The organism is Neobacillus sp. B4I6 (assembly GCF_050434045.1).
Lineage (GTDB): Bacteria > Bacillota > Bacilli > Bacillales > Cytobacillaceae > Neobacillus.
Genome location: NZ_JBNPWB010000002.1, coordinates 2,919,204 through 2,945,297 on the forward strand (window position 1 = coordinate 2,919,204; position 26,094 = coordinate 2,945,297).

The 26,094-nt window shown below is 37.0% G+C and carries 30 protein-coding genes; 2 read left to right on the plus strand and 28 right to left on the minus strand.

The window, feature by feature from the left end; genetic code table 11:
* Positions 1-98: 98 nt before the first annotated feature.
* From QF028_RS16470 to QF028_RS16555, 18 genes are all read right to left on the minus strand, one after another.
* Positions 99-944 (minus strand): hypothetical protein, encoded by an 846-nt coding sequence (locus QF028_RS16470; protein ID WP_429466972.1) that lies wholly within the window; start codon positions 942-944, stop codon positions 99-101.
* 480 nt (positions 945-1,424) lie between these two features.
* Entirely contained in the window at positions 1,425-1,763 is a 339-nt protein-coding gene (locus QF028_RS16475) for a YolD-like family protein (RefSeq protein ID WP_429466974.1), read from the minus strand.
* 264 nt (positions 1,764-2,027) lie between these two features.
* Entirely contained in the window at positions 2,028-2,846 is an 819-nt protein-coding gene (menB, locus tag QF028_RS16480) for a 1,4-dihydroxy-2-naphthoyl-CoA synthase (RefSeq protein WP_429466976.1), read from the minus strand.
* A 189-nt stretch (positions 2,847-3,035) separates the two neighbouring features.
* A complete protein-coding gene (locus QF028_RS16485) occupies positions 3,036-3,296 on the minus strand; it encodes a DUF2798 domain-containing protein (protein WP_429466978.1) in 261 nt (86 codons plus the stop codon).
* Positions 3,297-3,323: 27 nt separating this feature from the next.
* The gene (locus QF028_RS16490; RefSeq protein WP_429466980.1) at positions 3,324-3,662 is read right to left on the minus strand and encodes an antibiotic biosynthesis monooxygenase family protein; all 339 of its coding nucleotides are present in this window, start codon (positions 3,660-3,662) and stop codon (positions 3,324-3,326) included.
* 134 nt (positions 3,663-3,796) lie between these two features.
* Complete coding sequence (locus QF028_RS16495) at positions 3,797-4,237, minus strand: MarR family winged helix-turn-helix transcriptional regulator (RefSeq protein WP_429466982.1); 441 nt, start codon at positions 4,235-4,237, stop codon at positions 3,797-3,799.
* A gap of 252 nt (positions 4,238-4,489) precedes the next feature.
* On the minus strand, positions 4,490-4,615 hold the full coding sequence (locus QF028_RS16500; RefSeq protein ID WP_429466984.1) for a hypothetical protein: 126 nt from the start codon (positions 4,613-4,615) through the stop codon (positions 4,490-4,492).
* Between the two features lie 14 nt (positions 4,616-4,629).
* On the minus strand, positions 4,630-4,980 hold the full coding sequence (locus tag QF028_RS16505) for a P27 family phage terminase small subunit (RefSeq protein WP_429466986.1): 351 nt from the start codon (positions 4,978-4,980) through the stop codon (positions 4,630-4,632).
* Positions 4,981-5,083: 103 nt separating this feature from the next.
* Complete coding sequence (locus QF028_RS16510) at positions 5,084-5,623, minus strand: hypothetical protein (protein ID WP_429466988.1); 540 nt, start codon at positions 5,621-5,623, stop codon at positions 5,084-5,086.
* Entirely contained in the window at positions 5,610-5,786 is a 177-nt protein-coding gene (locus tag QF028_RS16515) for a hypothetical protein (protein WP_429466990.1), read from the minus strand. Before QF028_RS16515 ends, QF028_RS16510 begins: the two co-directional genes overlap by 14 nt.
* A gap of 199 nt (positions 5,787-5,985) precedes the next feature.
* Entirely contained in the window at positions 5,986-6,642 is a 657-nt protein-coding gene (locus QF028_RS16520) for a hypothetical protein (protein WP_429466992.1), read from the minus strand.
* 28 nt (positions 6,643-6,670) lie between these two features.
* Positions 6,671-6,817 carry a hypothetical protein gene (locus QF028_RS16525; RefSeq protein ID WP_429466994.1) on the minus strand — a complete coding sequence of 49 codons (147 nt, stop codon included), beginning with the start codon at positions 6,815-6,817 and terminating at the stop codon, positions 6,671-6,673.
* A gap of 142 nt (positions 6,818-6,959) precedes the next feature.
* Entirely contained in the window at positions 6,960-8,891 is a 1,932-nt protein-coding gene (locus QF028_RS16530) for a DnaB-like helicase C-terminal domain-containing protein (RefSeq protein WP_429466996.1), read from the minus strand.
* A 77-nt stretch (positions 8,892-8,968) separates the two neighbouring features.
* Complete coding sequence (locus tag QF028_RS16535; RefSeq protein WP_429466998.1) at positions 8,969-9,106, minus strand: hypothetical protein; 138 nt, start codon at positions 9,104-9,106, stop codon at positions 8,969-8,971.
* A gap of 234 nt (positions 9,107-9,340) precedes the next feature.
* Positions 9,341-10,432: a hypothetical protein gene (locus QF028_RS16540; RefSeq protein WP_429467000.1), complete on the minus strand. Its 1,092-nt coding sequence runs from the start codon at positions 10,430-10,432 to the stop codon at positions 9,341-9,343.
* A gap of 183 nt (positions 10,433-10,615) precedes the next feature.
* Entirely contained in the window at positions 10,616-11,608 is a 993-nt protein-coding gene (locus QF028_RS16545; protein ID WP_429467002.1) for a tyrosine-type recombinase/integrase, read from the minus strand.
* A 360-nt stretch (positions 11,609-11,968) separates the two neighbouring features.
* Positions 11,969-13,372, minus strand: coding sequence for a threonine synthase (gene thrC, locus QF028_RS16550; protein WP_429467004.1), 1,404 nt, complete (start codon positions 13,370-13,372; stop codon positions 11,969-11,971).
* Positions 13,373-13,621: 249 nt separating this feature from the next.
* Positions 13,622-13,909 (minus strand): putative quinol monooxygenase, encoded by a 288-nt coding sequence (locus tag QF028_RS16555; RefSeq protein WP_215003434.1) that lies wholly within the window; start codon positions 13,907-13,909, stop codon positions 13,622-13,624.
* A 297-nt stretch (positions 13,910-14,206) separates the two neighbouring features.
* Here QF028_RS16555 and QF028_RS16560 point away from each other — a divergent pair, with 297 nt between their 5' ends.
* The gene (locus QF028_RS16560) at positions 14,207-15,313 is read left to right on the plus strand and encodes a GntR family transcriptional regulator (protein ID WP_429467006.1); all 1,107 of its coding nucleotides are present in this window, start codon (positions 14,207-14,209) and stop codon (positions 15,311-15,313) included.
* 384 nt (positions 15,314-15,697) lie between these two features.
* Here QF028_RS16560 and ftsZ read toward each other — a convergent pair whose 3' ends face one another.
* Positions 15,698-16,849, minus strand: coding sequence for a cell division protein FtsZ (gene ftsZ / locus QF028_RS16565; RefSeq protein WP_215003436.1), 1,152 nt, complete (start codon positions 16,847-16,849; stop codon positions 15,698-15,700).
* A gap of 318 nt (positions 16,850-17,167) precedes the next feature.
* Positions 17,168-17,338: a hypothetical protein gene (locus QF028_RS16570; RefSeq protein ID WP_168243092.1), complete on the minus strand. Its 171-nt coding sequence runs from the start codon at positions 17,336-17,338 to the stop codon at positions 17,168-17,170.
* Positions 17,339-17,832: 494 nt separating this feature from the next.
* On the opposite strand from QF028_RS16570, the gene QF028_RS16575 reads away from it, so the two are divergent.
* Entirely contained in the window at positions 17,833-18,531 is a 699-nt protein-coding gene (locus tag QF028_RS16575; RefSeq protein ID WP_429467009.1) for a hypothetical protein, read from the plus strand.
* A 192-nt stretch (positions 18,532-18,723) separates the two neighbouring features.
* Here the strand turns inward: QF028_RS16575 and QF028_RS16580 are convergent, their stop codons facing one another.
* The 8 genes from QF028_RS16580 to QF028_RS16615 all read right to left on the minus strand — a co-directional run bounded on the left by QF028_RS16580 (position 18,724) and on the right by QF028_RS16615 (position 25,944).
* Positions 18,724-19,350 (minus strand): DNA-3-methyladenine glycosylase, encoded by a 627-nt coding sequence (locus QF028_RS16580; protein ID WP_308162553.1) that lies wholly within the window; start codon positions 19,348-19,350, stop codon positions 18,724-18,726.
* Between the two features lie 242 nt (positions 19,351-19,592).
* Complete coding sequence (locus QF028_RS16585; protein ID WP_429467011.1) at positions 19,593-20,243, minus strand: CoA transferase subunit B; 651 nt, start codon at positions 20,241-20,243, stop codon at positions 19,593-19,595.
* A gap of 29 nt (positions 20,244-20,272) precedes the next feature.
* Positions 20,273-20,974: a CoA transferase subunit A gene (locus tag QF028_RS16590; RefSeq protein WP_215003444.1), complete on the minus strand. Its 702-nt coding sequence runs from the start codon at positions 20,972-20,974 to the stop codon at positions 20,273-20,275.
* Between the two features lie 56 nt (positions 20,975-21,030).
* Positions 21,031-22,575 carry an acyl-CoA carboxylase subunit beta gene (locus QF028_RS16595; protein WP_429467014.1) on the minus strand — a complete coding sequence of 515 codons (1,545 nt, stop codon included), beginning with the start codon at positions 22,573-22,575 and terminating at the stop codon, positions 21,031-21,033.
* A 28-nt stretch (positions 22,576-22,603) separates the two neighbouring features.
* Positions 22,604-23,386 carry an enoyl-CoA hydratase gene (locus tag QF028_RS16600; protein WP_429467016.1) on the minus strand — a complete coding sequence of 261 codons (783 nt, stop codon included), beginning with the start codon at positions 23,384-23,386 and terminating at the stop codon, positions 22,604-22,606.
* Positions 23,387-23,399: 13 nt separating this feature from the next.
* On the minus strand, positions 23,400-24,326 hold the full coding sequence (locus QF028_RS16605) for a hydroxymethylglutaryl-CoA lyase (protein WP_429467018.1): 927 nt from the start codon (positions 24,324-24,326) through the stop codon (positions 23,400-23,402).
* 32 nt (positions 24,327-24,358) lie between these two features.
* The gene (locus QF028_RS16610; protein WP_088086689.1) at positions 24,359-24,571 is read right to left on the minus strand and encodes an acetyl-CoA carboxylase biotin carboxyl carrier protein subunit; all 213 of its coding nucleotides are present in this window, start codon (positions 24,569-24,571) and stop codon (positions 24,359-24,361) included.
* Positions 24,572-24,582: 11 nt separating this feature from the next.
* On the minus strand, positions 24,583-25,944 hold the full coding sequence (locus QF028_RS16615; RefSeq protein ID WP_429467020.1) for an acetyl-CoA carboxylase biotin carboxylase subunit: 1,362 nt from the start codon (positions 25,942-25,944) through the stop codon (positions 24,583-24,585).
* Positions 25,945-26,094 lie beyond the last annotated feature (150 nt).

The window sequence follows — 26,094 nt, forward strand, 5'->3', positions numbered from 1 at the left end:
TTGATTTCAAGAGAGCCTAATTGTAAAGTTACTGTAAATATAAAAAAGCCCATCTGATTCAAGAGGGGCTTTCGTAATTAATCATTGGCAATTGGCAATTATCTTTTTACTTTTAAACCATCTTTAAAATACATTGATTTGAAAATAATAGGTTTGGTAAAATTTGATTTCCCTTCTATAATCAAAAAATTGGGCTTTATTATCGCTTTTTTAATATTTAGTGGAGCGAGAATATAATTCCCATCATTATTATCAAGTACAGCGTAATCATGATTATGCTGATGTATAACCAAGTAATTTTCTTCGTTACTTGCTTGGCGAACCCCATATAAACTTGCAATATTTGATGATAAAAAAACAAGTAGAATTATTAACAAAATAAAGGCAGGTTTGTTCATATTATAAATATTTTTTGTCCTCTCAATTAAGGGAGTAGTATCTATTTTAGAAACTGAGAGTGCCATCTTATTTTTATAGCCTTTTACTTTCCAATGGTAAACATAAGGGATAAATAAAAAAAGCCAAATTGCAATGAGAATCCATGCAATAACTAAGTAAATTAAATTATGTACACTGCCTGGAATAATAAGAGCTGCAATAAAAAGCAGGAATGCAATTGGTACAAATTTATATCTAAAAGCGGAAACGATGGGATTTACGCTTTTATTGGGTGTTAATTGCTTATAAATATAAGTAGCCTGTTGGATAACTAGAAGTAATGTGGAAATAGCAGTTATAGAAATTAATATTTCCTTAATACCAATGTCAGTAATAAATATCTCATTTAGTTCGTAATATGATTTATACCCCTTTTCATAAGAGAAGGCGACCCAATAACCGAATCCTGTAATACATGCTAAGACGAGTGTTGCATCTGATATAATGGATTTTGGTGCATCTTCTTTTTTTGAATTAGCAGAACCCCTTAAATACCTTCTTCTCATAAAATACCTCCAGAAATAATAAACAACAATTGAGAGTAAAGACGGGCTACGGGAAACGGGGTATCTCGGGCGGTTTGAAAGCAACACAAAATCGCCTGACGGTGGGAATGTGAAGCTTCTAGCACATATCCAGAACGATCAGAGCTCCGTCAGCCGTTTCCAGTATTCGCTCCTTGAGACTCTTCCCTCTTCCATCACTCAGAAGGAAGAAATTACCTAATTAAGACTAACACGTAAATATAAATCTGTACATACCTGTAACAACGGTTGCACGCGAGACGCTTTACAAGCGAAAACCTGGAACAGTGCCCATATGGTCATAATTCGAATTAAGATGTAAGCAAATAAAGCGGCATAGGAATTAAACCCTCCTGCCGCTTTTCTTTAATAAGGCGAGAATTAGAACGTGAATACACCGACCTGTCCTTAATAAAAAAAATTGCCAACCCATATAAGGCTGACTCAATGTTTGATGTTCGTTTAATTCAAAACCTTGACTCCGACAACAATATCGTATGTCACCCGCTCAAATTGTTCAGGCTTCACCTCAATCCGCAGCTCATGTGTAATAGGATCGAAGTAATGAACACGGCCTGTAATGTCGTGAGTAAACCCCTCATCCCATACGGTAAGCTTTACCGCATGGTTGTATTCTGTGGCATATGCTATACGCAGGTCAAATTCTTCCGTCTGATGTTCGTCTAATATTGGCTTAGCAGTCCGAGCTTGATCCTTAAACATTTCGCTGGTCATTTCGAATGCTAGCGGTATGAAAGAAGCCGACTGCCATTTCATTTTACCACGGTCACGTATTGTCATTATGAATCATCTCCTTTGATACCATTATATACGAACTAATGTTCTATATGTAAATAAATTTAAAGACCACCTTTACAGCGGTCTTTAGATTCCATCTTCAATTAAAGCACCCTATAGTTTAAGTAGAATCTTTCACAAACTAAAACACTATTCGATGTTAGGGCATCTGAAAATAATTATATGATTATCCATCACGATATAATGTACTTTTCAAAGTAAAACAATAAACACCCAATGATTTTACATTAAGTATTTTTTGAAACCTTAAGGGAAACGTGGAAACTGCTTAAAGTCTGGGTTACGTTTTTCTTTGAATGCATCCCGTCCCTCTTTTGCTTCATCCGTTGTGTAGAAGAGAAGTGTAGCGTCACCAGCAAGTTGTTGTATACCTGCTAGTCCGTCTGTATCAGCATTAAAAGCTGCTTTTAAGAAGCGAAGAGCTGTCGGGCTTTTTTCTAACAGTTCCTCACACCATTTAATCGTTTCTTCTTCTAATTGTTCTAACGGTACTACTGTATTGACAAGTCCCATTTCAAGAGCTTCTTGTGCATTATATTGACGGCATAAGTACCAGATTTCACGTGCTTTTTTATGTCCAACGATCCGTGCTAAATAGTTTGCACCATACCCTCCATCAAAACTACCTACTTTCGGTCCTGTTTGACCGAAAATGGCATTATCAGCAGCAATTGTTAAGTCACATATAACTTGAAGTACGTGACCGCCGCCAATTGCATAACCAGCAACCATTGCAATAACCGGTTTTGGTATAAAGCGAATTAAACGCTGTAAATCTAATACATTTAAGCGAGGAATTTTATCCTCCCCTACATATCCTCCGTGTCCACGGACTTTTTGGTCACCGCCTGAACAAAATGCTTTTTCTCCCTCTCCTGTTAAAATGATAACACCAATATTTGCATCATCACGTGCATAGGAAAATGCATCAATTAATTCCATTACAGTTTTTGGTGTAAATGCATTATGTACCTGTGGACGATTAATTGAAATTTTTGCTATACCCTTATATGTCTGATAAATAATATCTTGGTATTGTCTTTCAGATACCCAATTCACTGACATAAGAAATCCCTCCCAGTAATTATGTAAATAATTTCACATATAAATCGCACTAAAAATTTCACATTATTTCAAATGAAAGTGCGAATCCTACAATATTTCTAATCTTAAAAGTAACTGCTAATAAGAAAACTGCAAACTTAAAGGAATGCCCCCTTTACCTTTATTTACTATATAAATTTTATAATCAAGTTAAAGCAACGGTTTTGTACTTTTTGGAGGTTTTTCTATAAAAACAATTTTCACCATAATTTTTTGTATTACTCTTGGGAAAAAGTAAGCTCCAAAGAAAGCACAAATAAATGCTTGCCCCCATATTTTTAGCCATAAAGGTAAAAAAAGACTACTATATCCAAAGTTTATAGATACCAAAATAAATGAAATACATAAACTTATACTAAAAGACATTAATAAAGCAAAAATAGCTTGTTTATATTTTATATTAATTTTCATAACTTACCCCAAAGTCTATACTCTTTCTTACAAATTTTTTAAAAGTTCAGTAACCTCTACTGCCTCGTATTGGAGAATGGTCTTTTTCAATATTGATTTTTCGCTGATTCCTTGTTTCTTTTGTTTGTTCATTTCCTTATGCTCGTTAACATGTTCTTCTCTTGATAACCATGTAATAAATTCCTTTTTAGTTGTCCACTTTGTTACAAGTACATATTCTACAAGGTCATTACTTTCCTTCTTCCAGCATTCTAATGCTAACAATCCTTGAACATCTTTCGTTTGGTCTATAGTGTTTTTTATCTTTACAATGATTTTATCCTCATTGAACTTGTCACCTTCGAACTGTGCTTGATTGATAAACATAAATTTTATCCCTCCTTTATCTTATTTAATAATTATCTTACTAAATAATATATTATTTGTAAGTAAGGTTAACATAGGAATATGTCAGTAGTCAATGAGAACTTTTATCAATTATAAACTAGTGCGGTTTGTGATTATTTTAATTTCTTATTAAGTTTACGAAATACGCTTAACATTTGATCAATTTCTGTTTCTTCCAAATCATGAAGAAGTTCAACAAATGCTGTTGCTCTGTTTTTGATAATTTGATCCACAATCTCCTTCCCTTCAGTCGTTAACGATATCTGAGCCACTCTTCTGTCTTCTTTTAATCTAAGACGATTAATTAAATTATGTCTAAGTAATGTGTCAGTAAGAACCGTTCCTCCACCTGAAGTAATTCCTAAGTATTTAGTAATATCTGATGCTTTACATGTCTTTACTCTATAAAGATAGGTGAGAATAAGTATGTGTCCATCACTAAGATTGTACTTTGTCTTTGGGAAAAAATTATATTGTGTTTTAGTTTTACTAAATATATTTTCAAACAAATCCTGAAATTCTTTTAGCTTAATATATCGTTGGTCTAACTCCATATTCTCCTCCATTTATTTATTCTTATATGGTCCGGTCTAGCCTTTTGGTTGGACCTTTTATGTAACAATTTTCCCTTCATTGTAGCATAAGTTTATGTACTTTTTATATAAACTCAAGCTCATTTGTTTTTAAACTAACCTGCTTACGTTAGTTCAATAAAAAGAGCAGCTATTATATTATAGCTGCTAACGATTGGAGGGTTTGTTTGCAAGTAAAAATAGCAAAAATCACTTGAAATAAAGCAGAAGATTTTAAACCTTGCCTTTTAACTTTTGCAGCCGTTTTTGCAGGATGCCTTTCGTTTTTTCAAAGCCTTTTAATTTTGATTCACGTTGATCCAGAAACTCTGCTGATCGATGAACTTGATATGACACCATTTTGTCCACCTCCTTCAATTAAAATTACTTAGTGCCTCTTCCAATTTGCTTAATTTCTTTTGTTCATTCTTCATACTATCAGTGATCTTTTTTAACCCAACAGGAGTTAACCCTAAGCAATTTGAATAAGTCAAAATATCTTTTCGTAGGGTTTCTAAGACGCCAATGAGAGGACTTTTTTTCATGCTGTCATTGTTCCGTGTTGTTGGTTCAATTACTTTAAATTTCAACTTTTTTAGTTCTCTTAAGATGTCATTATAATGCTCGATTAAGCCCGAATAAATTTGAATGGTCTGGTCAAATTCCGGTCTGTAGATGCCCAGTCGCTGCATATTTGCTTTGGTCTGGTTTTCAATCTTGCACATAATGTCACCTCCAACTTCTTTTGAGAAATGCTGCACAATTAGAAATGGTTCCCTTTACGCCAGTATTCCCATGAGCTTAATTTTAATTAAAGACCTGGGGGGACTATTTCAACGCAGTCAGCCAATCCCCAGCATTCTTTTGCACTGCTTTCATTAATTCTTTATCAGTCAATCTTCCATACTTCTTATAAAGCTTTTCCCGAACATCTGGCTTCACTGATGTTGTAAAAGAAAGGACTCGATTGTCATGCCTGATTTTATTTTGGCGTTCACGTTCTGCGATAGCATCAAGCATTAATTTTTGATCAAGGCTATAAAGGATACCCCGAACATAATCAGCTGCATCCATCCCTAATTCAGCAGCTTCCATTATTACTTTTTTCCGTAAACCTTTTTCAAGCCACACCATGCCTTTATTAGCGTGCCTGCTCATCTTTGATATAGTCAATTCTTTAAGGCAATGCCTTTCGTCTATTGCTCGTTTAATCGTTTCCTCATGAGTAACCAGATTCCAACGGCTTCTTAATCTACCTAATGCTTGTACATCTTCGGCTCCTAAAAATATTGGAAGCAAGTTTTCTTCTGGTGGAATCGTGTATCGAGTTGTACGTTGTTCTGCAACATTTAGATTATTTACTTTCACTTGCTTTATCTCCTTTAGATTTTAATTGTTCCAAGCCCCGTTTAAGAAAAAAGTTGTCTCGATATTTCCGAGCTTTTGCCTTGTTTTCTGGTTTCTCCCTATATCGGCGATAATAAGCCCGCCTGCCTTGATCAATGAGCGATGCAATCTCATCTTTTTTCACAATTTTTCACCGCACTTCTAGTCATTTTTGTTTATTTTATTTTGCATAATTTTTGTGATTTTTATGCATACTATATACTTTTGTATATCATTAAAAAGAACCCCTAGCTAAAATTTAGGGGTTCAAAAGGTAGTCGATAATACGTGATTCAATTATAGTATTTTGTACTTTGCGGGATATCAAAAATGATTCCCCTTGTTCAAAAATGTGCCTCCCGTGCTTTATTTAATGCTCTTTCTACCTTTCTATAGTCATCACCTATTATCCAATTTGTTCTCATTAACGTTGATCCTAATTCAGGCTGATCATCCCAAAGTCCGTAAAAAATCCTCCCTTTAGTTTCTGGCAAAAGCTTATATGCTTTAATGCCTTTAAGGTTATTTAAGAACATGCTGACCTCCCTGTCTGCTTTTATAGGTTTGGTCATGTTTTTTAATAACAGGTCAATCACCCCAAAATCAGAAGTTGCTTTAGGGATATCTCCTACTAACAATCTAAAATCGATATCATTATTTTTTAATTGTCGCTCGGCAAAAGCCTCACATTTTCTTAAATCTTCAGCTTTAGGTGTCTTATCACTTATTTCAATCCACGATTTTTTTTCAGGCAGATAAAAATCAGGCAAATATATATGTTTGTTGCCTATTTTTTTAGGTTCGCCATATTCCCATATAATGTCCATTGCATCGAAAAATACTGCCCAACGTGCTTCTAATCTTGACCTGAATTTAAAGCCTTTGTATTCTGTTTCAATTGCTATTATATTCAATTCATTTTCACCTTCTTTAATTTTTATAGCTGAAATGATGTCGATACCCTGCTGCAGAATTATTTGCTGCTCATAATCGAATATCATACATTGAAATCATCTCTTTCAATTTTCATTAAAGTTCATAAAACTCTAAACAATCAAGGTCGCCACCCCGTTCCTCAATTTCAGTTTCTAAGCACAAGCTGCAAATATCCCTTAAGTCTTTTTCAGTTAAAAAAGCCCAAGTTGCTTGATGATTAAAACAAAATTCACATTTCATTTTTAGCGCTCCTTTAATAAAATCTAGTTTTTATACAATTCAATCAATTCATTTTCCTGATTCCGCCGTTTCATATAATAAAAAGCTTTTGCCTGTATTCTCTGAATCCTTGGGAAGCTTTCTTTATTGAAAGAGGGTATCTTTATATCGTTTTTATTTTGTAGAACTTATCAAATGCATAAAAATTAGGCTCGAAAAAGTCGTATCTAGCCCAATATAGAAAGCTGCAACCAAAAGAAGGCTTTCCGTTTCGGTTCTTTAAACACACAAGTTCAATTTCTCTAGGGTCGGCATTTTTTGCCTCTTTAATTTTTTCACGCTTTTCCTTTATGTTGTTAGCCTTATCGAATATTGGTTCATTGATGGCTTCTAGCTGCAAACCCCAGACAACATCGGCTGTATATTCAATCCCACCAGATTCCTTGAAGCTCTCAAAATCAATAGGGGTCAAATAATTCCCACGATTCAAACTGGATATTACAAAAACGGTTAAAGAAAAATCACGGCTCATGCGTTTCAATTCCGTTACATTCATATCGATCCGCTGTTTATCGCTCATTCTTTGATCAATAGCAGGCATAATCTGCAAATAATCCACTACAACAACTGGATTCACTTTATTAGCTTTTCGATAAGCATCAACATATTCACGAATCACCTTAACATCGGTATTAAAATTGCCTTCTATTATGCTTACATTTCTTGCTGTTTTCCGATATTTTTTAATCGCTTCTTTAATGGCAATGGATGAATCGCCACCTCTTATCTGAACCGATGAAACAGCATCGTCCAAATTAATTATTGCTGTTGTCCTCGCTATGCTTTTGCTTACCATTTCAAATTTACTCTGTTCCAAGCTGAAATAAATAACATGGTTCCCCTGATCCGCTAATTGATCGCATAATTGGTGAGTAAAGGTTGTTTTCCCTACTGACGAAATCCCACCTATTACGTAAAGCCCTGGGAACAACCCTTTCATTTCAAAATCAAGATTATCGAATCCTGTTTTTTTGCTCCTATAGCTTAAAAATTCTTTGATATCTGAATGAAAAGCACTGTCTAAATAATCACTCACAGCATCAGGCTGCCCTGCTGTATCTAATTGAGCATCAATATTATTCTTAATCTCTAAAACGGTGTTTTGGGTTTCCTGTGCGTTCTGAAGGCTATGCCAATACCATTCATTAATATCTTTAAACTGTTTTGGTATCTCAATTGCCTTATAAGCAAATTTTACTTTGCATTCCTGCCCTGCATCATCATTATCAAAAGCAGTTAAGAAAACAGCATTGCAATCTGCCTTTTTTATAGCTTCCTTCAGCTTTTCTGCATGTTGAACACCGCCTATAGCAATTGCTTTGTATCCCATTGCTTCCATTGATAAAGCATCAAATATCCCTTCTGTAATGAAAACGATTGATATTTCAGGGTCTTTTAAATAATCTACATTGAATATTTGCGCCGTTCCTGAAGCATTTTTATATTTCGGTCCCTTATCATCTAAAAAACGTACCGTATAATAAACGACCTTCCCTTTTTCCCATACAGGCAAAACCATGCATTCTCGATTATCTATTTGTCCAATACATAATTTGTATTTTTCAATCAGTTCATGAGGAATCCCACGATTGATAAAGTGCTGATTGCCTTCTTCTGTTGTATTTTTATATAATTGGTTAATGTATTTTGTATGATTATCTTTTTTCTTTGCTCCTTCCGGTTTTGACTGTGAAGGAGTCTTTTTTTCATTTTTTGGTTCATCTCTTGTTCTTATATATGAACTTCCTCCCCATTTTGTTTGGTATTCGTAATATTTTAACAACTTCTTGTACGCTTCATCTTCCGTCAATCTTTCTACTTCCAGCAAATAATCATAAACGCTGCCACCTTTGCAACATTTGCTGAAGCTTGTATAACTGTTTGTTTCAGGATAAACGGTGAAATGGTCATTGTGTCCGCATACTGGACACGGATTAACTCGATATATTTTCCCTTCCCGTTTAAGCTTACCGATCAGCTTCTGTTCAATTAAGAACAAAATATCAACTTCTTTTATCAAATCTTCTAGTTTCAATGCTTAAACCTCACTTTTTTTGAAAATAATCACGGTAATAATGGAATTATTGTTTTACATTTTTGTCTGTTCTTTCATTAAATGTTTCTCCGTTTAATGAATCCTGAATTTTCGTCTGTGAGTTCATAGTACATTTCATAAATCATTTTTAATTCGGTTCTCAATTGTTCGTTTTCATTCTGCAACTTTTTACAATCAGAACATTTTTTCATCATTTCCCACCTTCCTTTCAAAATGAATCATAACCAAAAAGGAACCGGCGATATTCAGAGCCGGTTCCTTTGCTATATAACTTATAATACTTATAGGATTTTTCTTTAATCGCTCGAAGCCTTGATAGAGTAAGGCGGAAGGACATTTTCCCACAGTGCACTGGTACCCTGTTATTGCAGGTAGGTACCCAATTATTGCAGGTAGGTACCCAGTTATTGCAGGCAACTGTAATTATTCTAAAAAGAAATTTCTATTCCTTTTTCGTAAAATTTAAAGCCTTTAATGTATTTTTCTTCGCTGAATTTTGTTAGCAACGTTTTTGCTGTATTTCTAATTCTCAATGCTTTTTTCTTATTTGGTTTTAATTCGCCTGTTTCATAATAAATTTTTTCGAACAAAATTCTGTTTATTTGTTTTTTGCCCTTAGCTTTTTTCATTTGCTCAATTCGGCGCAAAAGATATTCTTTAATTATGTTTACTTCTGGATTTGCTCGAATAACATCTTTCGTTTTTAATAATTTGCTTGGTACGGTTGCAATTTGTCTGGATACTTGCGCATACTCATATAATAAAGGCTTTCCATTAAACTTATAACCGATTCTTCTATGTCCGCCAGCTTTGACTGTTATTTTCGTAGCAGGCAAGATATAGCCTTCAACAATATATTCTTCAACAAGATTTCTTCTGTACATTCTCGCTTCATTGGTATAATCCACTTTGAGATAAGTTCTCATTAACTTATCTAGGCTAGCTGTGATTATTTCTATGGATTGAGGACTGACATATTGAGAATCATCTAATCCGTTCATGCAGCGATATACTTGGTCAGGAGTAAAATTTGTGTTCCCAGCTTCAAAAATACTGCAAACTGCATTATGTACACAACGATCATAATTCGTAAACCGTTTATCTTTTTCGGCAATTTGTATATTTGCATCATCATAGTTGATAATTGTAGGATTTAGAACTTGTTTTTCCTTGTCGTTATTAACTTTTATATTAAAAGGCTCATTGTACGGAACATCCGGTTTTGGCAATTCATTAGCCAGTTTATTATTAGGTATAATATATAGTTGAGGGATAATGCTATCCAATATTTCAATTTCCCTTGGTGTCATTTTTTCACGGACGAGTTGTATTACCTCCCATAATTCCAGCTCGTCCATTTCTTCTAGACTTAATCCAATAATGGCTTCCCATTCGTCCGTTTTATCAAGCACATCCTGATTTTGCTGATAGAATTTCCTCATAAATTTTAATAATGGCTGCGCACTTACTAGCAGCTTTTCTTTTTCTTCGCTAGTTAATCGTTCACTGAATTTATTCATTTAAAAGAGCCTCCATATTTTTTCAGTTATAATCTAGCATGGTCAAATTTCTAGCAAAACAAAAAGACATTTCGCTAAAAAATGGCTTTTTACCCTAAAAGAAAAAGAACCCACAGCGGCTACTGTAAGTTCTCAAGTTCTTTCTTAAAATTTCAAAATAATAAAATAATTGCAATTGCTTGATTAATTCACGTTCATTATATTATTAATAGGTGAGAATTTCTTGTGTTGTCCTTGTACATCCATATTGCTCATCTGAATGTATTTACGTGTCATGCTCATATCTGTATGCCCTAAAGTCTTTTGTAAGCTAAATGGGTCTCCACCATTTTTTATATACCATAACGCTCCAGTATGACGGAATGTATGAGGACTGACACGTTTTTTAACCCCTGCTTCCCTTCCGAGGTCTCTCAAGTCAATTCTGACCGTAGCATGATTTATTTCGTGTCCATCATAAGTTAAGAATAAATGCTCATCCTCAAAATCCTCTGTAATTTCCATATATTCTTTAAGCAATTCGATTGTCGGTCCTGTTATGGGCACGATTCGTGCTTTTCTAGTCTTTGTTTCCATTGCTTCAAGGAATATTTCACCCTTCTCTAAATTAACGTTCCTACGCTTCATTGCACAAAGTTCAGAAATTCGAACTAGTGTATCTAAAAGCACATAAATGATTACTTTATTTCGGAATCCGGTGTATGTTGAATCGTCAATGACAGACAATATCCTCATGACTTCATCAGGTGTGAATGATTCTAGCGTATCCTCAGGTGTCTTGATCGGCTTGAAATCCTCATGGATAGGCTCGTTAATCCATCCCTTCTTATGACAGTATCTAATGAATGCTCTCATATTACGAATACGGATATTGACTGTCATAGGTGCGAGCTCCTTATCATGGAGCATAAATCCTATATATCCTTGAAAATCCTCTGTAGTGACGTTCTCATTCGTCATATCATTGCAAAAAAACTGCTTGAGATAGGCATAGTTATTGTAGTACTCATCAAGTGTCCTAGAAGCTAATCCTTCTGTTTTTTTAGCTGTCATAAATTTATCAAACATCTCATCCAATGTCAGGATATTTGAATCAGCTTTAGTTTTGTTTTTGCTGCCTTCTCTAATCTTACCTAGTTTCGGCTTAACCTTTTTTGGCATCACCTTTGTTTGCATAAAAATAACCTCCAATGAATAATTATTTGGAGGTTGAAGGAAACGTTCTCTACAGTCTCTGTAACAGTCCCTCTACAGCCTTGCCAGTAGATAGGCGTGAGACTGTGAGGGAATATATAAAAACCTTTATCAAAATAAAGTTGCGAAAACCCTTGATACAATTGACTTAATGGCGGGACTGTGTGGGAATCGAACCCACCAGACCTGGCACGCAGGTCTCAAGCAGTTTTGAAGACTGTGGAGGACACCAGTACCCATTCAGCCGATTAAAAATCCCTTTTCATTATCATTCTTCATCTTTGTGGACTATTAATGTAAACTATAGTTCTTGATTCTATACCATGAACCTAATTTAAATATTTACTTAGCAGAAAAACTAAAAAGCTTTTCTAATTTAAGTACAATTTCATCTTTATCCGCCTCAACAACTTCTAGATGCTGTGGTTTATTAAACAATTGACTTATTTGTTCAGGAAATGTCTGCTTAATATCACAACGTTCGATGGATTCATTAAATTTTGCTGGGTGAGCAGTTGCAAGTGTGACACAAACCTCACTAGGTTTATTACAACTTTCGTATGCAGCGACCCCACAAGCGGTGTGTGGATCTAATAAATAACTAGTTTCAGCATGGTACTTCGTAATTGTTTGTAAGCATTCTTCCCCTTCAACTCCATGTGCTGCAAAATCCTCTTTTACCTGGCGGAGCTGCTCCTCGTTCACGACAATTTTTCCTTCTGACTTGAATTTCTCCATTAAGGTAGACACTTCGTCTGGATTTTCTCCAAGCAGGTAGTACAAATAACGCTCAAAATTGCTTGCTACCTGGATATCCATAGAAGGGCTATAGGTGCTCCTGAATTCACCAGGCTTGTACACTCCATCAGAGATAAAATCCTCTAAAATATTATTCTCGTTGGTCGCAACGATTAGTTTACCAATCGGTAGACCCATTTTCTTTGCAAGATAACCAGCAAAAATATCTCCAAAATTTCCAGTCGGCACACTGAAGTTAACACTCTCTGAACCTGTCTCTTTTGTTACTTGGAAATACGCATAGAAATAATAAACTGTTTGCGCCATTATACGAACAAAGTTAATGGAATTGATCGCACGCATATGGTATTTGTTTTTAAAATCCACATCTGCAAACAATTCCTTGATGATTCTTTGACCATCATCAAACGTCCCTTTGATGGCTAAATTCAAAACACTTTTGTCATCAACAGTTGTCATTTGTAATTCTTGTACCTTACTTACTTTGCCATGTGGGTGCAAAATGCAAATGCGAATGCCTTCTTTTCCTCTGACACCCTCAATCGCTGATGCACCCGTATCCCCAGAAGTAGCACCGAGAATATGAATTGATTCACCTGTTTTCTTTGATACATAGGAATATAAATTCCCTAAGAATTGCAGAGCAATATCTTTAAAAGCAAAGGTCGGACCATGGAACAGTTCTAGCACATACATGTTTTCTTTCAGCTTTTGAACAGGTGTTACTTCTGGGTGGCGAAAGGTTGCATAGCTTTTCTCGATTAAAGCCTTTAGCTCATTGTCTGGAATTTCACCATCAACATAATAGGAAAAGATTTCGTATGCTAGTTCCTGATAAGTTAACTGGGACATTGCTTCTAACTTATTTGCAGGAATTTGTGGGATTTTCTCAGGGACTAATAGTCCCCCATCATTAGCTAATCCCATTAAGACTGTATCAATAAAACCAATTTTATTTACATTTCCGCGTGTACTAACAAAGTTCATAGCATCCTCCAAGGTTATATTAAAAGTTTTTACTATCCGATAAAATTTGCTAACTAGGGTTTCCTATATTATTTTCGTGAAGCTATAATATATAAAATTCATTTTAATACATAATTTAGCGAATAGTCTATAAATTGTCGTTTTAGAAAGCATATTTTTTCACATTTATTCTAAATCAGGCACCATCCTCATGGGAGGAAGGTGCCTGGGACAGGAAGAATATGTAAGTACTTTCCTTTCCATCGGGGGTTATTTTACTTCTCTATAAAGGTTGATTTCTGTACTTTCTCGAAGTTTTCTAAGCTCTGGAACAATTTTCATAACATGTTCACTTTTATTATGTTGATTTAAAGCCTCTTCATCCATCCATTCTTCGAGCATAGTTAGGATGGTCGGATCATTGATATCTTGATGAAGTGTGTAAGTTATACAGCCTTTTTCTTTTCTGGTTTCTGACACAACTTCTCTTGCCAATAGAAAATATTCTTCTACCTTTACACCTGGTTTTAGTTTTGCTTTACATACAACTTTAATCATTTTATTAACTCCTTTTCTTTTTTATTATTGCCTTATTACGGAACATAGCTCGACTTTATTATAACATGATTTTCGATATAGCTTTACACTGTGCAATCTGAGGATACCTATTCAAAAGCTTGATATATACAAATTCCAAAAGCATCACAAATAATAGATCAGTCGCGACTTGTACGTATAATGCTAGTAAATTATCTCATGGTCAATCTCTTGTTTTTTTGTTAATATTATTTTATTAAACATGTTGTACGCATAAGTAAATAAACTTGCTTCCAAGTTGAAAGTGGTGTAATCCAATTGGCTCAACAAACTAAATATAATATGGTAAAGGAAAAGATAACAGAATGGATAACTAGCGGTCAGGTAAAACCTGGGGATAAGATTTATTCTGAAAATGAACTTGTCAAAATGTTTGGTGTAAGCAGACATACGATTCGTCAAGCTATCGGGGATTTGGTTCATGAGGGATGGCTATATAGAGAACAAGGTGCTGGAACCTTTTGTTCCAATAAGTTGGAGAATGAAAAGCCTCAAATCCAGCATCAATCGAGTAATGGAAAAAATATCGGAGTTATAACCACCTACATTTCTGACTATATTTTCCCTTCCATTATCAAAGGAATTGAATCATATTTAACAGCTGAGGGATATTCTTTAACCTTTGCATGTACGGATAATGATGTTGAGAAAGAAAAACAATGTTTACAAACGATGTTAAGCAGGAACATTGACGGTCTTATTGTTGAGCCTACTAAAAGCAGCAATTACAATCCTAACATTCATTACTATCTGGAATTAGAACAGAACCATATCCCATACTTAATGATTAACCAATTCTATCCTCAGCTTATGCCTCCTCATATCATTGTGAATGATGAACACGGTGGATTTGCGGCTACTGAACATTTAATTAAATTAGGACATGAAAAGATAGTTGGACTTTTTAAAACGGATGACCTCCAAGGGGTAAATCGTATGCAGGGCTTTATCCGCGCTTTCAGAGAGCATGGCATTACATTTTTCCCGGAGATGGTGATTACCTTTACCACCGAAGAAAAAGATAGCAGATTATTAGAACGATTAGAAAAATTTTTCAATGCAGATTCAATCCCTTCAGCAATTGTTTGTTACAATGACCAACTGGCCTTACAAATATTAAATATGTTAAGAGAACGTGGATTAAGTATTCCTGAGGATGTTTCGATTGTTGGCTACGATGACTCCTTTTTAGCAGAGGCATCAGATGTAAAACTAACATCAGTAACCCATCCAAAAATGCAAATGGGGATTGATGCTGCAAAATGGATTGTTGCTGCTGTCGAAAAGAAGGAAAACATTCCTCCATCCATCGTATACGAGCCTGAACTTGTGATTAGAAGTTCAACCACTACATTGAAAAAATAACAAGTGTAGAAATTATTTTAAAGTTAACACGAAGACGCTTTCGTAATGTATTTTCCAACACATTATGAAAGCGTCCTTTATTTAATTTAAAGAGATATATTAATTCCTGAATCTTCTGAAATATCACAAGATACTTTTACCGGTGCGGTTTCCTTAAGTAAGAAGGATAACAAGTAGAAAACAACGGCTGTCCCCATCCCTATCCCCATGATCCCTAAGATGGCTCCATATTGGCCAGTACTATATTTCGAAACATTTAAAAAAGGTTGCTAATGTTAGCAACCTCTTAAACAACCTATAACAGGCAGGGTTTCTGTGATTAATGAATTTGGGTCTTAGTACTATGTATTTCTCTACCTACATTTGAAAATGCAGATGTTAAATTTATAAAAATCGTTTTTTTCGATTGCGCAAGAACGCTGGAATATTCAGAGATTCTTCTGACTGTTCTGAGTGTCTTTCATAATCTTGAACTGGTTCGCCTCGGTTTATTGGTTCACGCTGTGTACGTTTTTCCCTTTGATATGGATTAGACATTTCTTCCATTGATGGCTGGGAAAGCGGTTGTGCTAATATCTCCTCTTGCTCAGTGAATCCAGTGGCAATAACAGTTACGATAATTTCTTCATCTAAGTTTTCGTTAATGACCGAACCAAAAATCATATTTAATTCCTCATGAGAAGCAGAAGCAACTATATCGGCTGCCTCCTGTACTTCAAAAAGACTTAAATTATTTCCACCAGTTATGTTCATGATCACACCATGAGCTCCATTGATAGAAGTTTCAAGTAAGGGACTATTTAAGGCTTTCTGCGCAGCCTCAACTGCACGATCTTTACCTTTAGCAATACCAATTCCCATTAAGGCAGTTCCCTTATGGGACATGACCGTTTTCACGTCAGCAAAATCAAGGTTGATTAACCCTGGCACAGCAATTAAATCGGAAATCCCTTGAACACCCTGGCGTAGTACATTATCGGCTTCACGAAAAGCTTCAATCATGGGTGTTTTTTTATCTACAATCTCTAATAAGCGATCGTTGGGAATAATAATTAAAGTGTCTACTGCTTCCCTCATTTCGTTAATTCCAGTTTCTGCGTTAGATGCACGCTTGCGGCCTTCAAATTTAAACGGACGTGTGACAACTCCAATTGTCAGGGCACCAAGATTGCGGGCAATTTCAGCAATGGCAGGCGCTGCACCTGTGCCGGTACCACCGCCCATACCGGCTGTAACGAAAACCATGTCTGCACCTGCTAACACTTCTTTAATTTGCTGTTTACTCTCTTCCACAGCTCTTTTACCTACTTCTGGATTAGCCCCTGCTCCCAAACCTCTTGTCAATGCTGTACCAATTTGCATCGTGACTGCTGCTTTTGATTGATTAAGAGCTTGTGCATCTGTATTAACGGCAATAAATTCTACACCTTCAACGCCTTCGTCAATCATACGATTCACGGCGTTATTTCCCCCGCCGCCAACACCAATGACTTTAATCTTGGCCAGTTGGTCCATATTTGTATCAAATTCTAACATGTTCATTCCTCCGCTATAGTAGATTAGGTGACAGGAAATTTTACTATTGCTTTCTAATTATTTCAGAGCAAACTTACCCCTCTAATTAAAGTTGCTTGTATGACCTCTTATGATAATAAAGGTATTTATTATGAATTAGTTTTTAGTCTACTGGACCTAAATTTTCTTGTCCAGTTAAGATTAACCTATTTATAAGTTTAATAAATGGGAAAAAAACCACCCTTAAATAAGACAAGGATGAGGAATTTTTCTTATTTATTTTTGCTTTTAATCAAAAAAAGGAAACCAGTGTGCATTCACATTGGTTTCCACTTTGATTCATGCCTTTAATCGATTATTAAAATGAACAAGCCGGTCTAAATCAGCAACCATTCTACGACAATTAATATAATCCTTTTTACGGCGTTTTTCGACTCTCATTCTCACTGTATGATGTCTTCTGTAATCTTCATAACCTACACCATGAGCACTATGCATCGCTTTTTCCATTTCGCTCGTATAACTTAATTGTAAATGATTGATAACAAATCATTCCTTTCAGTTTTTTTCCCCTGGGCGAATTGTTCTTTTACGTAGGTTTCATCTTATCATTGAATACAAGGTCACACAAAGTCAAAAAAACAGTGTATTTTGCTGTATACAGGAATGTCATTCAAACTCGAGAAAATAGCACTGACATCCTTACTTTTTTAGCCATATCCTTCCAAATAGTGCACAACCTAAAAAAAATCCAAAAAAAGGATGAAACAGGATTTATAAAATATACTCAATAATAGGCTGTAAATTGTCGTTTTAGAAAGCAGAATTATATCATTTACATGTTTCGATAGGAGATTTACTCATAATTTAGGAGGATCCATCGCATTTCATAAGAAAGTGACGATGAAAACTCTTTCTAATCATACAGGAATGTGAAGAACGATATTGAATTATACACCTACAAGGAAAATAATCTTGTAACAAATCGGAAAGGTTGTGAGTTTATGAGACTTTCGAATGTGCAGCCTAAGAAAAACTTCAGTTACATCTTCGTTCAATTTCCGGGGATGAAAATGAATGTACCTATGCTTTCTCACGAAGAAGGAACGGTGATGAAAGAAGATGTTGCTTTATGTGTCCAATTAAACGGTAAAGAGAAGGTAAATCAATTATTCTTTGTACGCACCCAGAGTATAAAACCTTTTGATTTTACAGATGAAGGAATTGGAGCAAAAGCATATTATCGAGTCATTAAGCAAAAAGAAAACTCTCAAGACTCACACACGAAAGAACCCGAAGAATTCGTCACGTTTATCACAGATGAAGTTAACATTTTACAAAAGAAAACTGAAACCGGATATAACTTCATCTTGGTCGTAAACAAACGTGAAATCGGAATAGTCGCTTCGATTGAAGAAGAAGTTTTCCAAACCGAGAAAGGACTATTAATACTTAATGAGAAAGTGAAAGAGCGTGTCACTGTTAACAAAGATAGCAAGAAAAATAGGAATGCCTTCGTAAGGAGGAAGAAAAAGAGAATAATCACGGGAGGTAATGTCTTTCAGGATCATGAAGTTCTTGAGCCGATCCGAATTCCTTTGGAGGACGTTAAAAGAAAAGTTAAAGTATTTTCTCCTGCCGAATTAGATTTCATCGGTCCAGGTGATCAGAACCCATCCAATTTAATGTTGAGGAGGTGTTGATTAGGATTGTCCTTTCGGAAAAAACTTCATACTAGTAAAATCGAAACAAAAGGATTAAATGGATAATCCTTTTCGATAAATAAACTTTAGGAAAGGAATGAATTATTGGCTGTAAGCCTAATAATTACTAAGGAAAATAACGAATCCATTTATTATAGGGACTTAACCAACGAGTTAAGTCCTTTTTACTGTTCAGACAATTACATACTCAGACTTTTGATGCCGTGAAACATATTGATTATTAGTAACCCAAAATCGCCATGGATAATCACGGGCTTCACCAGATTTATCAATTCCTATCCTTTTTCCGACTGATATGCTTTCTGGACAAAAGCCTTTGGCAATAAATAATCGTGGAGGACTGAGGGGACGTCCATAGTCCTCCATGGTAATGCCCAATGATTTTGTTAGTTTGCCAGGGCCATTTGTCAATTTTGAAAGTTCTTCAATGCCCCTCCTTATTTTCATAAGCTCGAGACCATCTCGCGGTTCAAGGGCACGAATCAAAACGGCTTCAGGATTTTCTTCACCGCCGCTAACCACATTGAAGAGGCAGTGCCTATGCATAACATAGGTATAGGCCAGGCCGGACCGTTGGAACATGACCTCGGTTCTTGCCGTCCTTCTATTATTGTAGCTATGTGCAGCCCGGTCACCAGGACCTATGTAAGCCTCTGTTTCTACAATATATCCTGCTGTCATTCCTTCATTCGTTTCTTTTACAAGGAGGCATCCAAGCAATGCCTTTGCCAGGTCAAGCGTGGGCTGAACATAAAATTCCTCGGGTAATGGTACTATTTCTTTTGTAAATTCTCCCACGTTTATTACCCTCCATAAAAATGATTTACTTAAAAACTATGGACAAAAAAACCAATAATTAAACATTTGTATAAATTTTTAATCTATAACCTAATCCTTTCATCAAAAAAAAGCTGCCTTAAGGACAGCTCTAAAAAATATCTCTTCAACAACTTAATCTTGGTCATCAAGTTCAATAAAATAATAATCCTAACGGTAGGAAACTGCCTCAATTGTTTCTATAAAATTTTGCTCAACCCCTTTTACTTAACTAGTAATTCGACACCAATTTTAAATGAGGCCTCTGTTTTTTCAATAACTTCCTCAACCGATACTCCGTCTTGGGTTTCCACGAGAACCATTCCTTCAGAAGTGAAATCAAATACAGCCAAATCTGTTATTAAACGGTGGACCACTTCTTTTCCAGTAAGGGGAAGTGTACACTCTTTTTTGACCTTTGATTCTCCGTGCTTATTAACATGTTCCATAATAACCACAACACGTTTTGCGCCGTTTACTAAGTCCATGGCTCCGCCCATTCCTTTGACCATCTTCCCTGGAATCATCCAATTAGCCAAATCTCCTGTTTGAGAAACTTCCATTCCCCCTAAGATAGCAAGGTCGATGTGACCACCGCGAATCATTGCAAATGATTCTGCACTGTCGAAATAAGAAGCACCAGGCACAGCAGTTACCGTTTCTTTTCCCGCATTTATTAAATCGGGGTCTTCTGTCCCTTCAACCGGATAAGGTCCAATGCCCAATAAGCCATTTTCTGATTGAAGCAAGACGTTGTATTCGCTTGGAATTTCATTGGCAATAAGGGTAGGGATCCCAATCCCTAAATTTACGTTCATTCCATCCTGAATTTCTTGAACCGCACGTTTTACAATGGTTAATCGCGCATCCTTCAATCCACTCACTCCTTGTCTCTTTTAAACTATTAGGCTTGTACTACTGTACGTCTTTCTATCCGTTTTTCATAGTTAGTTCCGAGCAGCACACGTTGAACGTAGATTCCTGGCGTATGGATTTCTTCTGGATTTAAATCTCCTACCTCAACGATTTCCTCGACTTCTGCAATTGTAATTTTCCCGGCCATTGCAGCCAATGGATTAAAGTTGCGTGATGTTTTTCGGAAAACAAGGTTTCCAAGCGGGTCGGCCTTCCAGGCTTTCACCAGGGCAAAATCACCGACAATTCCCTCTTCTAATAAATAGGTTCTTCCATTAAACTCCTTGTGCTCTTTTCCTTTTGCAATTGGAGTTCCCACCCCAGTAGCCGTATAAAAACCAGGTATTCCGGCGCCGCCGGCACGAATTCGTTCAGCAAGCGTTCCTTGAGGGACTAGTTCGACCTCAAGCTCACCGCTTAAAAACTGCTTTTCAAAAATTTTATTTTCACCGACATACGATGAAACCATTTTCTTAATTTGCTTATTTGCAAGTAGCAGACCAAGCCCCCAATCATCAACGCCACAGTTATTACTAACGATTGTTAAATCCTTCGTTCCTTGATCTCTTAGGGCAAGAATTGCTTTTTCCGGGATTCCGCACAGTCCGAAACCACCAACAATGATGGTATCGCCATCTGAAATATCTTGTATTGCTTCCACAAATGAGTTTACAATTTTTCCATTCTTCACAGGTCTGCCTCCTTATTAAAATATAGTCTCTTACATTTGAAATTAACTGTTAAAAATTAGACCGGATATACAGAGTGTTTTCGTTCTGAAAAAATGAGATATTTTGAAGTGTATGCCTCAAAACGATTAACAAGCTCTTTACGCAATGAGTTTGCTGGAATAATACCGTCAATCACCATTTCGGAAGCTAAATGGTAAATATCAATGTCCTCTTTATATTCCTCACGTTTTTGTTCTATGAATGCGGTTCGCTCATCTTCAGGAAGCTCTGCAATTTTATTAGCATAAACGGCATTAACTGCTGCTTCTGGTCCCATAACCGCAATTTGAGCAGAAGGCAATGCAAGACAAGCATCCGGTTCAAATGCAGGGCCAGCCATTGCATAAAGACCAGCTCCATATGCTTTACGTACAATAACAGAAATTTTTGGAACACTTGCTTCAGCCATTGCTGAAATCATTTTCGCACCATGACGAATGATTCCTGCCCGTTCTACCTTTGTACCTATCATAAATCCAGGCACATCAACTAAAAACAAAAGGGGAATATGGTAGGCATCACAAAGATTAATAAATTTTGCGGCCTTATCTGCTGAATCGTGGAATAATACCCCGCCTTTAACACGCGGCTGATTGGCAATGATTCCGACAGGTTTTCCATCCATGCGGGCAAGTCCTGTAATAAGTTCGCCAGCAAAAAGTTTTTTGATCTCAAAGAAGGAGTCTTCATCAATAATCCCGTTTATTAGATCATGCATATTAAATGGTGCATTTTGATTAGCCGGAATCAGCTCTTCTAATGGTTTTTTCAATGGTTTAGGAGCCACAGACTCACGAACTGGCGGTTTCTCTGAAAAATTAGCAGGGAAATAAGAAAGATAGTTTCTTGCCATTGAAATGGCTTCTTCTTCATTTTTTGCAAGAACATCACCACAGCCTGAAACAGAACAGTGCATGCGAGCGCCGCCCATTTCCTCCAAGGTTACTTTTTCACCAATAACCATTTCGGCCATTCTCGGTGATCCCAGGTACATCGATGCATTTTTATCAACCATAATAACAATGTCACAAAAAGCTGGAATATAGGCTCCACCAGCAGCAGATGGTCCAAACAGAATACAAATCTGAGGAATTTTACCTGAAAGTTTTACTTGATTGTAAAAGATTCTTCCTGCCCCACGACGCCCAGGGAACATTTCCACCTGATCCGTTATCCGCGCTCCAGCAGAATCTACCAGGTATAATAATGGTACTCGAAGTTTTTCAGCTGTTTCTTGGATTCGAATGATTTTCTCAACCGTCCGAGCTCCCCAAGAACCGGCTTTGATCGTTGAATCGTTAGCCATCACACAGACAAGCTGGCCATTAATCTTGCCCATCCCTGTCACAACACCATCTGCAGGAAGATCCCCCGCCATGCAGTTTGCAAATAGCGCATCTTCCAGTTCAAAGCCAGGATCGAATAATAATGATAAACGCTCGCGGACGAACAGTTTTCCCTGCTCTTGGTTTTTTTCGTGATATTTGGGAGCTCCGCCCTTTTTGATTTGTTCGACTCGATCATTCAGTGTTTGTTGTAGAGGTTTCATATCCACTGTCATTATTTTTCCTCCTATTAATCTAGTTTTCTTATTCACCATTGTAGATTGGGGCGCGTTTCTCCTTAAAAGCCTGTAATCCTTCTAAACGATCTTTTGTTGGCATCGTCACTTCATAGGCATTTTGCTCAATGGCCAGACCGGTGTTTATTTCTACATCATAGCCTTTATCGATTGCAAACTTTGCTTGTGCAACGGCAATCGGGCCATTCTGAACAATTTGTCCTGCAATTTCTAATGCTTTATCAATTAAGCTTTCAACAGGGACCGTATACTCTACTAATCCAATTTCAAGGGCTTCTTTTGCATCAATTCGTCTTGCAGTGAAAATCAGCTCTTTTGCACGTCCCTTTCCTACTAATCTTGGTAAACGCTGTGTTCCTCCTGCACCAGGAATAATTCCCAATGATGTTTCCGTCAGTCCAAGTTTCGCAGTTTCAGAGGCAATACGGATATCACAAGCGAGCGCTAGTTCAGTTCCTCCCCCAAAAGCAACGCCGTTCACTGCCGCTATGACCGGTTGGGGTAATGATTCTAGAGAGTTGATAGTTTCACGGATCAAAGAAACCGTCTTCCTCACCTGAACCGGATCCATTCCAGCTCGTTCCTTTAAATCAGCTCCCGCACAAAAAGCTTTCTCCCCAGCCCCTGTAATGATGATACAGCGGACTAATCGATCATATTTACTGGTAAGAATGGCGTCCTTGAGCCCCTCTAACATCTGTAAGGATAAAGCATTAGCAGCTTCCGGCCTATTTAAAGTAATCATCACGATTCCGTTTTCCATCTTGTTAACTAATATTGTTTTACTCATGATCTCACCTTTCTCACAAAGCATTTCCAAGCTTTCCACTCAGCTTGGAACTCGCGGCTTGAAAACTTTTACTTGGTAAAGGTCTGCCAAGTTTCTCCTGAATGAATTGGGATGCATGAAGCAGCTTTTGTTGATCAGCACCAGTGTGAATTCCCATCCCGTGAAGCATATAGAGTAAATCGTCTGTTGCCACGTTTCCGGATGCTCCAGGCGCATAAGGACAACCACCTAGGCCGCCAAGCGAAGAATCAAAAATGGTAATTCCCATTTCTAACGATACTAAGATGTTGGCCAAAGCCGTTCCACGTGTATCATGAAAATGCATCGCTAATTTATCTGCTGGAAATCTTTTCAATAAAACTTCCAACACATTTTGAACTTGCTTTGGATTTGCCACACCGATTGTGTCCCCGAGAGACAACTCTGCAATACCCATTTCAAATAATGTTTCGGACACTCTTATGACCGCATCGATATCAACATCCCCTTCATAGGGACAGCCAAAAACTGTCGAAACATAACCTCTGCTTAATTTTCCTGCTGAAATGGTTTCTCTGACCAAATCCCGTAACACAGGGAAAGTCTCGCCAATCGTTTTATTGATATTTTTTAGGTTATGTGTTTCGCTTGCTGACATAAACACTGCTACTTCATCAATGTTCGCTTTAAATGCCCGTTCCAAACCTTGAAGGTTAGGAACGAGTGCTGTATAGGTGACACCAGGCACTTTGGTAATGCCAGTAGCAACAGCAACTGCATCTGAAAGTGCAGGAATCCATTTGGGATTAACAAAAGAGGTAATCTCAAGATGTTTTAGTCCACTATCTGACAATTGATTAATCCAAGCAATTTTATCTTCTGTTGATATAAATGCCTTTTCGTTTTGCAATCCATCACGAGGACCAACCTCTTTAATCGTTACACCTTCCGGCCACTTCATTGTTTCATCTCCTTTCCACCTTTATCCAGGCTTTATTCAACTACTACAATGACGTCGCCTTCATTAACAAAGTCGCCTTCGTTCACTTTCACTTCTTTCACCGTTCCATCGAATTCAGCTGCAATTGGAATTTCCATTTTCATCGATTCTAAAATCACTACATCTTGGCCCTCTTCTACCTGGTCTCCAGCTTTAACTAATACCTTCCATACATTTCCTGCCATGACTGCAATTACTTCACTCATGATAATTCCTCCTATTTTACGTTATTTTCTTTTTTAGTTTTTAAATACTTGTTAACAAAGTCTGTTGTCGTATCACCTGAATGGAATGCCGAGTGGGCAATAACCTCTTGCAGCATTGGGATATTTGTTTTAATACCTTCAATATGATAATCAGCTAATGCAGCTTGCAGACGATTTATTGCCTCTTCACGATTGCAGCCTTTGACGACAAGCTTAGCAATCATTGGATCATAAAAAGGGGTGACTGCGGATTGACCGTGAATGGCTAATTCATGTCGAACTCCAGGACCGTTCGGCAACTCTAATTTTGTTATTTTTCCAGGTGAAGGGAAAAATGTTTTGGGATCTTCCGCATAGATTCTAACCTCAATGGCATGACCCTCACGTTTTACGTCTTCTTGAGAAAATTTCAGAGCTTCACCTGCAGCAATTTGTAATTGTTTTTCAACTAAATCCAAACCTGTAATTTCTTCCGTAACCGGATGCTCTACTTGTAAGCGAGTATTCATTTCAAGAAAGTAGAAGTTTTGCTCTTCATCAACTAAGAACTCGATTGTTCCTGCATTTTTATACCCAATTGATTGGGCCGCTTTTACTGCAGCCTCCCCCATCTTGGTACGAGTTTTTTCAGTAATAAACGATGATGGGGCTTCCTCTACGACTTTTTGATGACGGCGTTGGATCGAACATTCACGTTCCCAAAGGTAAACGGTATTTCCAAAACTGTCTGCCAAGATTTGAATCTCAATATGTCTTGGATTTTCAACAAATTTTTCAATATACATTGCTCCATCGCCAAAGAAATCAGTAGCCCGCTTTTGGTTCCCCGCAAATGCTTTTCGGATCTCATCCCCGTTATGGACCACCTGCATTCCAATTCCGCCACCCCCTGCGGAGGCTTTTAGCATAACGGGATAGCCGATGCGGCCCGCCGCCTCTACCGCTTCCTCTTCATCTGCCAGTGGGTAGGTAATTCCTGGAACGACAGGAACACCTGCTCCCTCCATTGCTTTGCGTGATTCAATCTTACTTCCCATTTTAGAAATAACCTCTGGAGAAGGCCCGATGAATACAAGTCCTGCTTCCTCACAGCGGCGGGCAAAGTCCGTATTTTCAGACAGCAAGCCATATCCCGGGTGAATAGCCTCCGCTCCTGAAACCTGAGCGACCTCTAGAATTTTATTGATATTTAAATAGCTTTCTGCTACACGGGAACCTCCGATTAAATAGGCCTCATCTGCCATTTTTACATGGGGAGCATCCGTATCAGCCTCTGAGTAAACTCCAATTGTCGTAATCCCTAAGGCTTTGCATGTACGGATTACACGGACAGCAATTTCGCCACGATTAGCAATTAAAACTTTTTTGAACATGCCTTTCCACCCTTTCTATCTTCTATTTAAGAAGGTTCAAAACTCGTCAGCATTACAAATGCCTAAACTGTGATGATTAAGGAGATATGTAAAAATCTAATTATTCATTTTGCAACATTCTTTACGTTTATCTTTAACTCTTAATCTAGT

Coding starts and splice junctions, on each gene's coding strand:
- QF028_RS16470 (WP_429466972.1), bottom strand. CDS start 944: ATGAGAAGAAGGTATTTAAGGGGTTCTGCTAATTCAAAAAAAGAAGAT.
- QF028_RS16475 (WP_429466974.1), bottom strand. CDS start 1,763: ATGACAATACGTGACCGTGGTAAAATGAAATGGCAGTCGGCTTCTTTC.
- menB (WP_429466976.1), bottom strand. CDS start 2,846: ATGTCAGTGAATTGGGTATCTGAAAGACAATACCAAGATATTATTTAT.
- QF028_RS16485 (WP_429466978.1), bottom strand. CDS start 3,296: ATGAAAATTAATATAAAATATAAACAAGCTATTTTTGCTTTATTAATG.
- QF028_RS16490 (WP_429466980.1), bottom strand. CDS start 3,662: ATGTTTATCAATCAAGCACAGTTCGAAGGTGACAAGTTCAATGAGGAT.
- QF028_RS16495 (WP_429466982.1), bottom strand. CDS start 4,237: ATGGAGTTAGACCAACGATATATTAAGCTAAAAGAATTTCAGGATTTG.
- QF028_RS16500 (WP_429466984.1), bottom strand. CDS start 4,615: ATGGTGTCATATCAAGTTCATCGATCAGCAGAGTTTCTGGATCAACGT.
- QF028_RS16505 (WP_429466986.1), bottom strand. CDS start 4,980: ATGTGCAAGATTGAAAACCAGACCAAAGCAAATATGCAGCGACTGGGC.
- QF028_RS16520 (WP_429466992.1), bottom strand. CDS start 6,642: ATGATATTCGATTATGAGCAGCAAATAATTCTGCAGCAGGGTATCGAC.
- QF028_RS16525 (WP_429466994.1), bottom strand. CDS start 6,817: ATGAAATGTGAATTTTGTTTTAATCATCAAGCAACTTGGGCTTTTTTA.
- QF028_RS16535 (WP_429466998.1), bottom strand. CDS start 9,106: ATGATGAAAAAATGTTCTGATTGTAAAAAGTTGCAGAATGAAAACGAA.
- QF028_RS16540 (WP_429467000.1), bottom strand. CDS start 10,432: ATGAATAAATTCAGTGAACGATTAACTAGCGAAGAAAAAGAAAAGCTG.
- QF028_RS16545 (WP_429467002.1), bottom strand. CDS start 11,608: ATGCAAACAAAGGTGATGCCAAAAAAGGTTAAGCCGAAACTAGGTAAG.
- thrC (WP_429467004.1), bottom strand. CDS start 13,372: ATGAACTTTGTTAGTACACGCGGAAATGTAAATAAAATTGGTTTTATT.
- QF028_RS16555 (WP_215003434.1), bottom strand. CDS start 13,909: ATGATTAAAGTTGTATGTAAAGCAAAACTAAAACCAGGTGTAAAGGTA.
- ftsZ (WP_215003436.1), bottom strand. CDS start 16,849: ATGTTAGAATTTGATACAAATATGGACCAACTGGCCAAGATTAAAGTC.
- QF028_RS16570 (WP_168243092.1), bottom strand. CDS start 17,338: ATGGAAAAAGCGATGCATAGTGCTCATGGTGTAGGTTATGAAGATTAC.
- QF028_RS16575 (WP_429467009.1), top strand. CDS start 17,833: ATGAGACTTTCGAATGTGCAGCCTAAGAAAAACTTCAGTTACATCTTC.
- QF028_RS16595 (WP_429467014.1), bottom strand. CDS start 22,575: ATGACAGTGGATATGAAACCTCTACAACAAACACTGAATGATCGAGTC.
- QF028_RS16600 (WP_429467016.1), bottom strand. CDS start 23,386: ATGAGTAAAACAATATTAGTTAACAAGATGGAAAACGGAATCGTGATG.
- QF028_RS16605 (WP_429467018.1), bottom strand. CDS start 24,326: ATGAAGTGGCCGGAAGGTGTAACGATTAAAGAGGTTGGTCCTCGTGAT.
- QF028_RS16610 (WP_088086689.1), bottom strand. CDS start 24,571: ATGAGTGAAGTAATTGCAGTCATGGCAGGAAATGTATGGAAGGTATTA.
- QF028_RS16615 (WP_429467020.1), bottom strand. CDS start 25,944: ATGTTCAAAAAAGTTTTAATTGCTAATCGTGGCGAAATTGCTGTCCGT.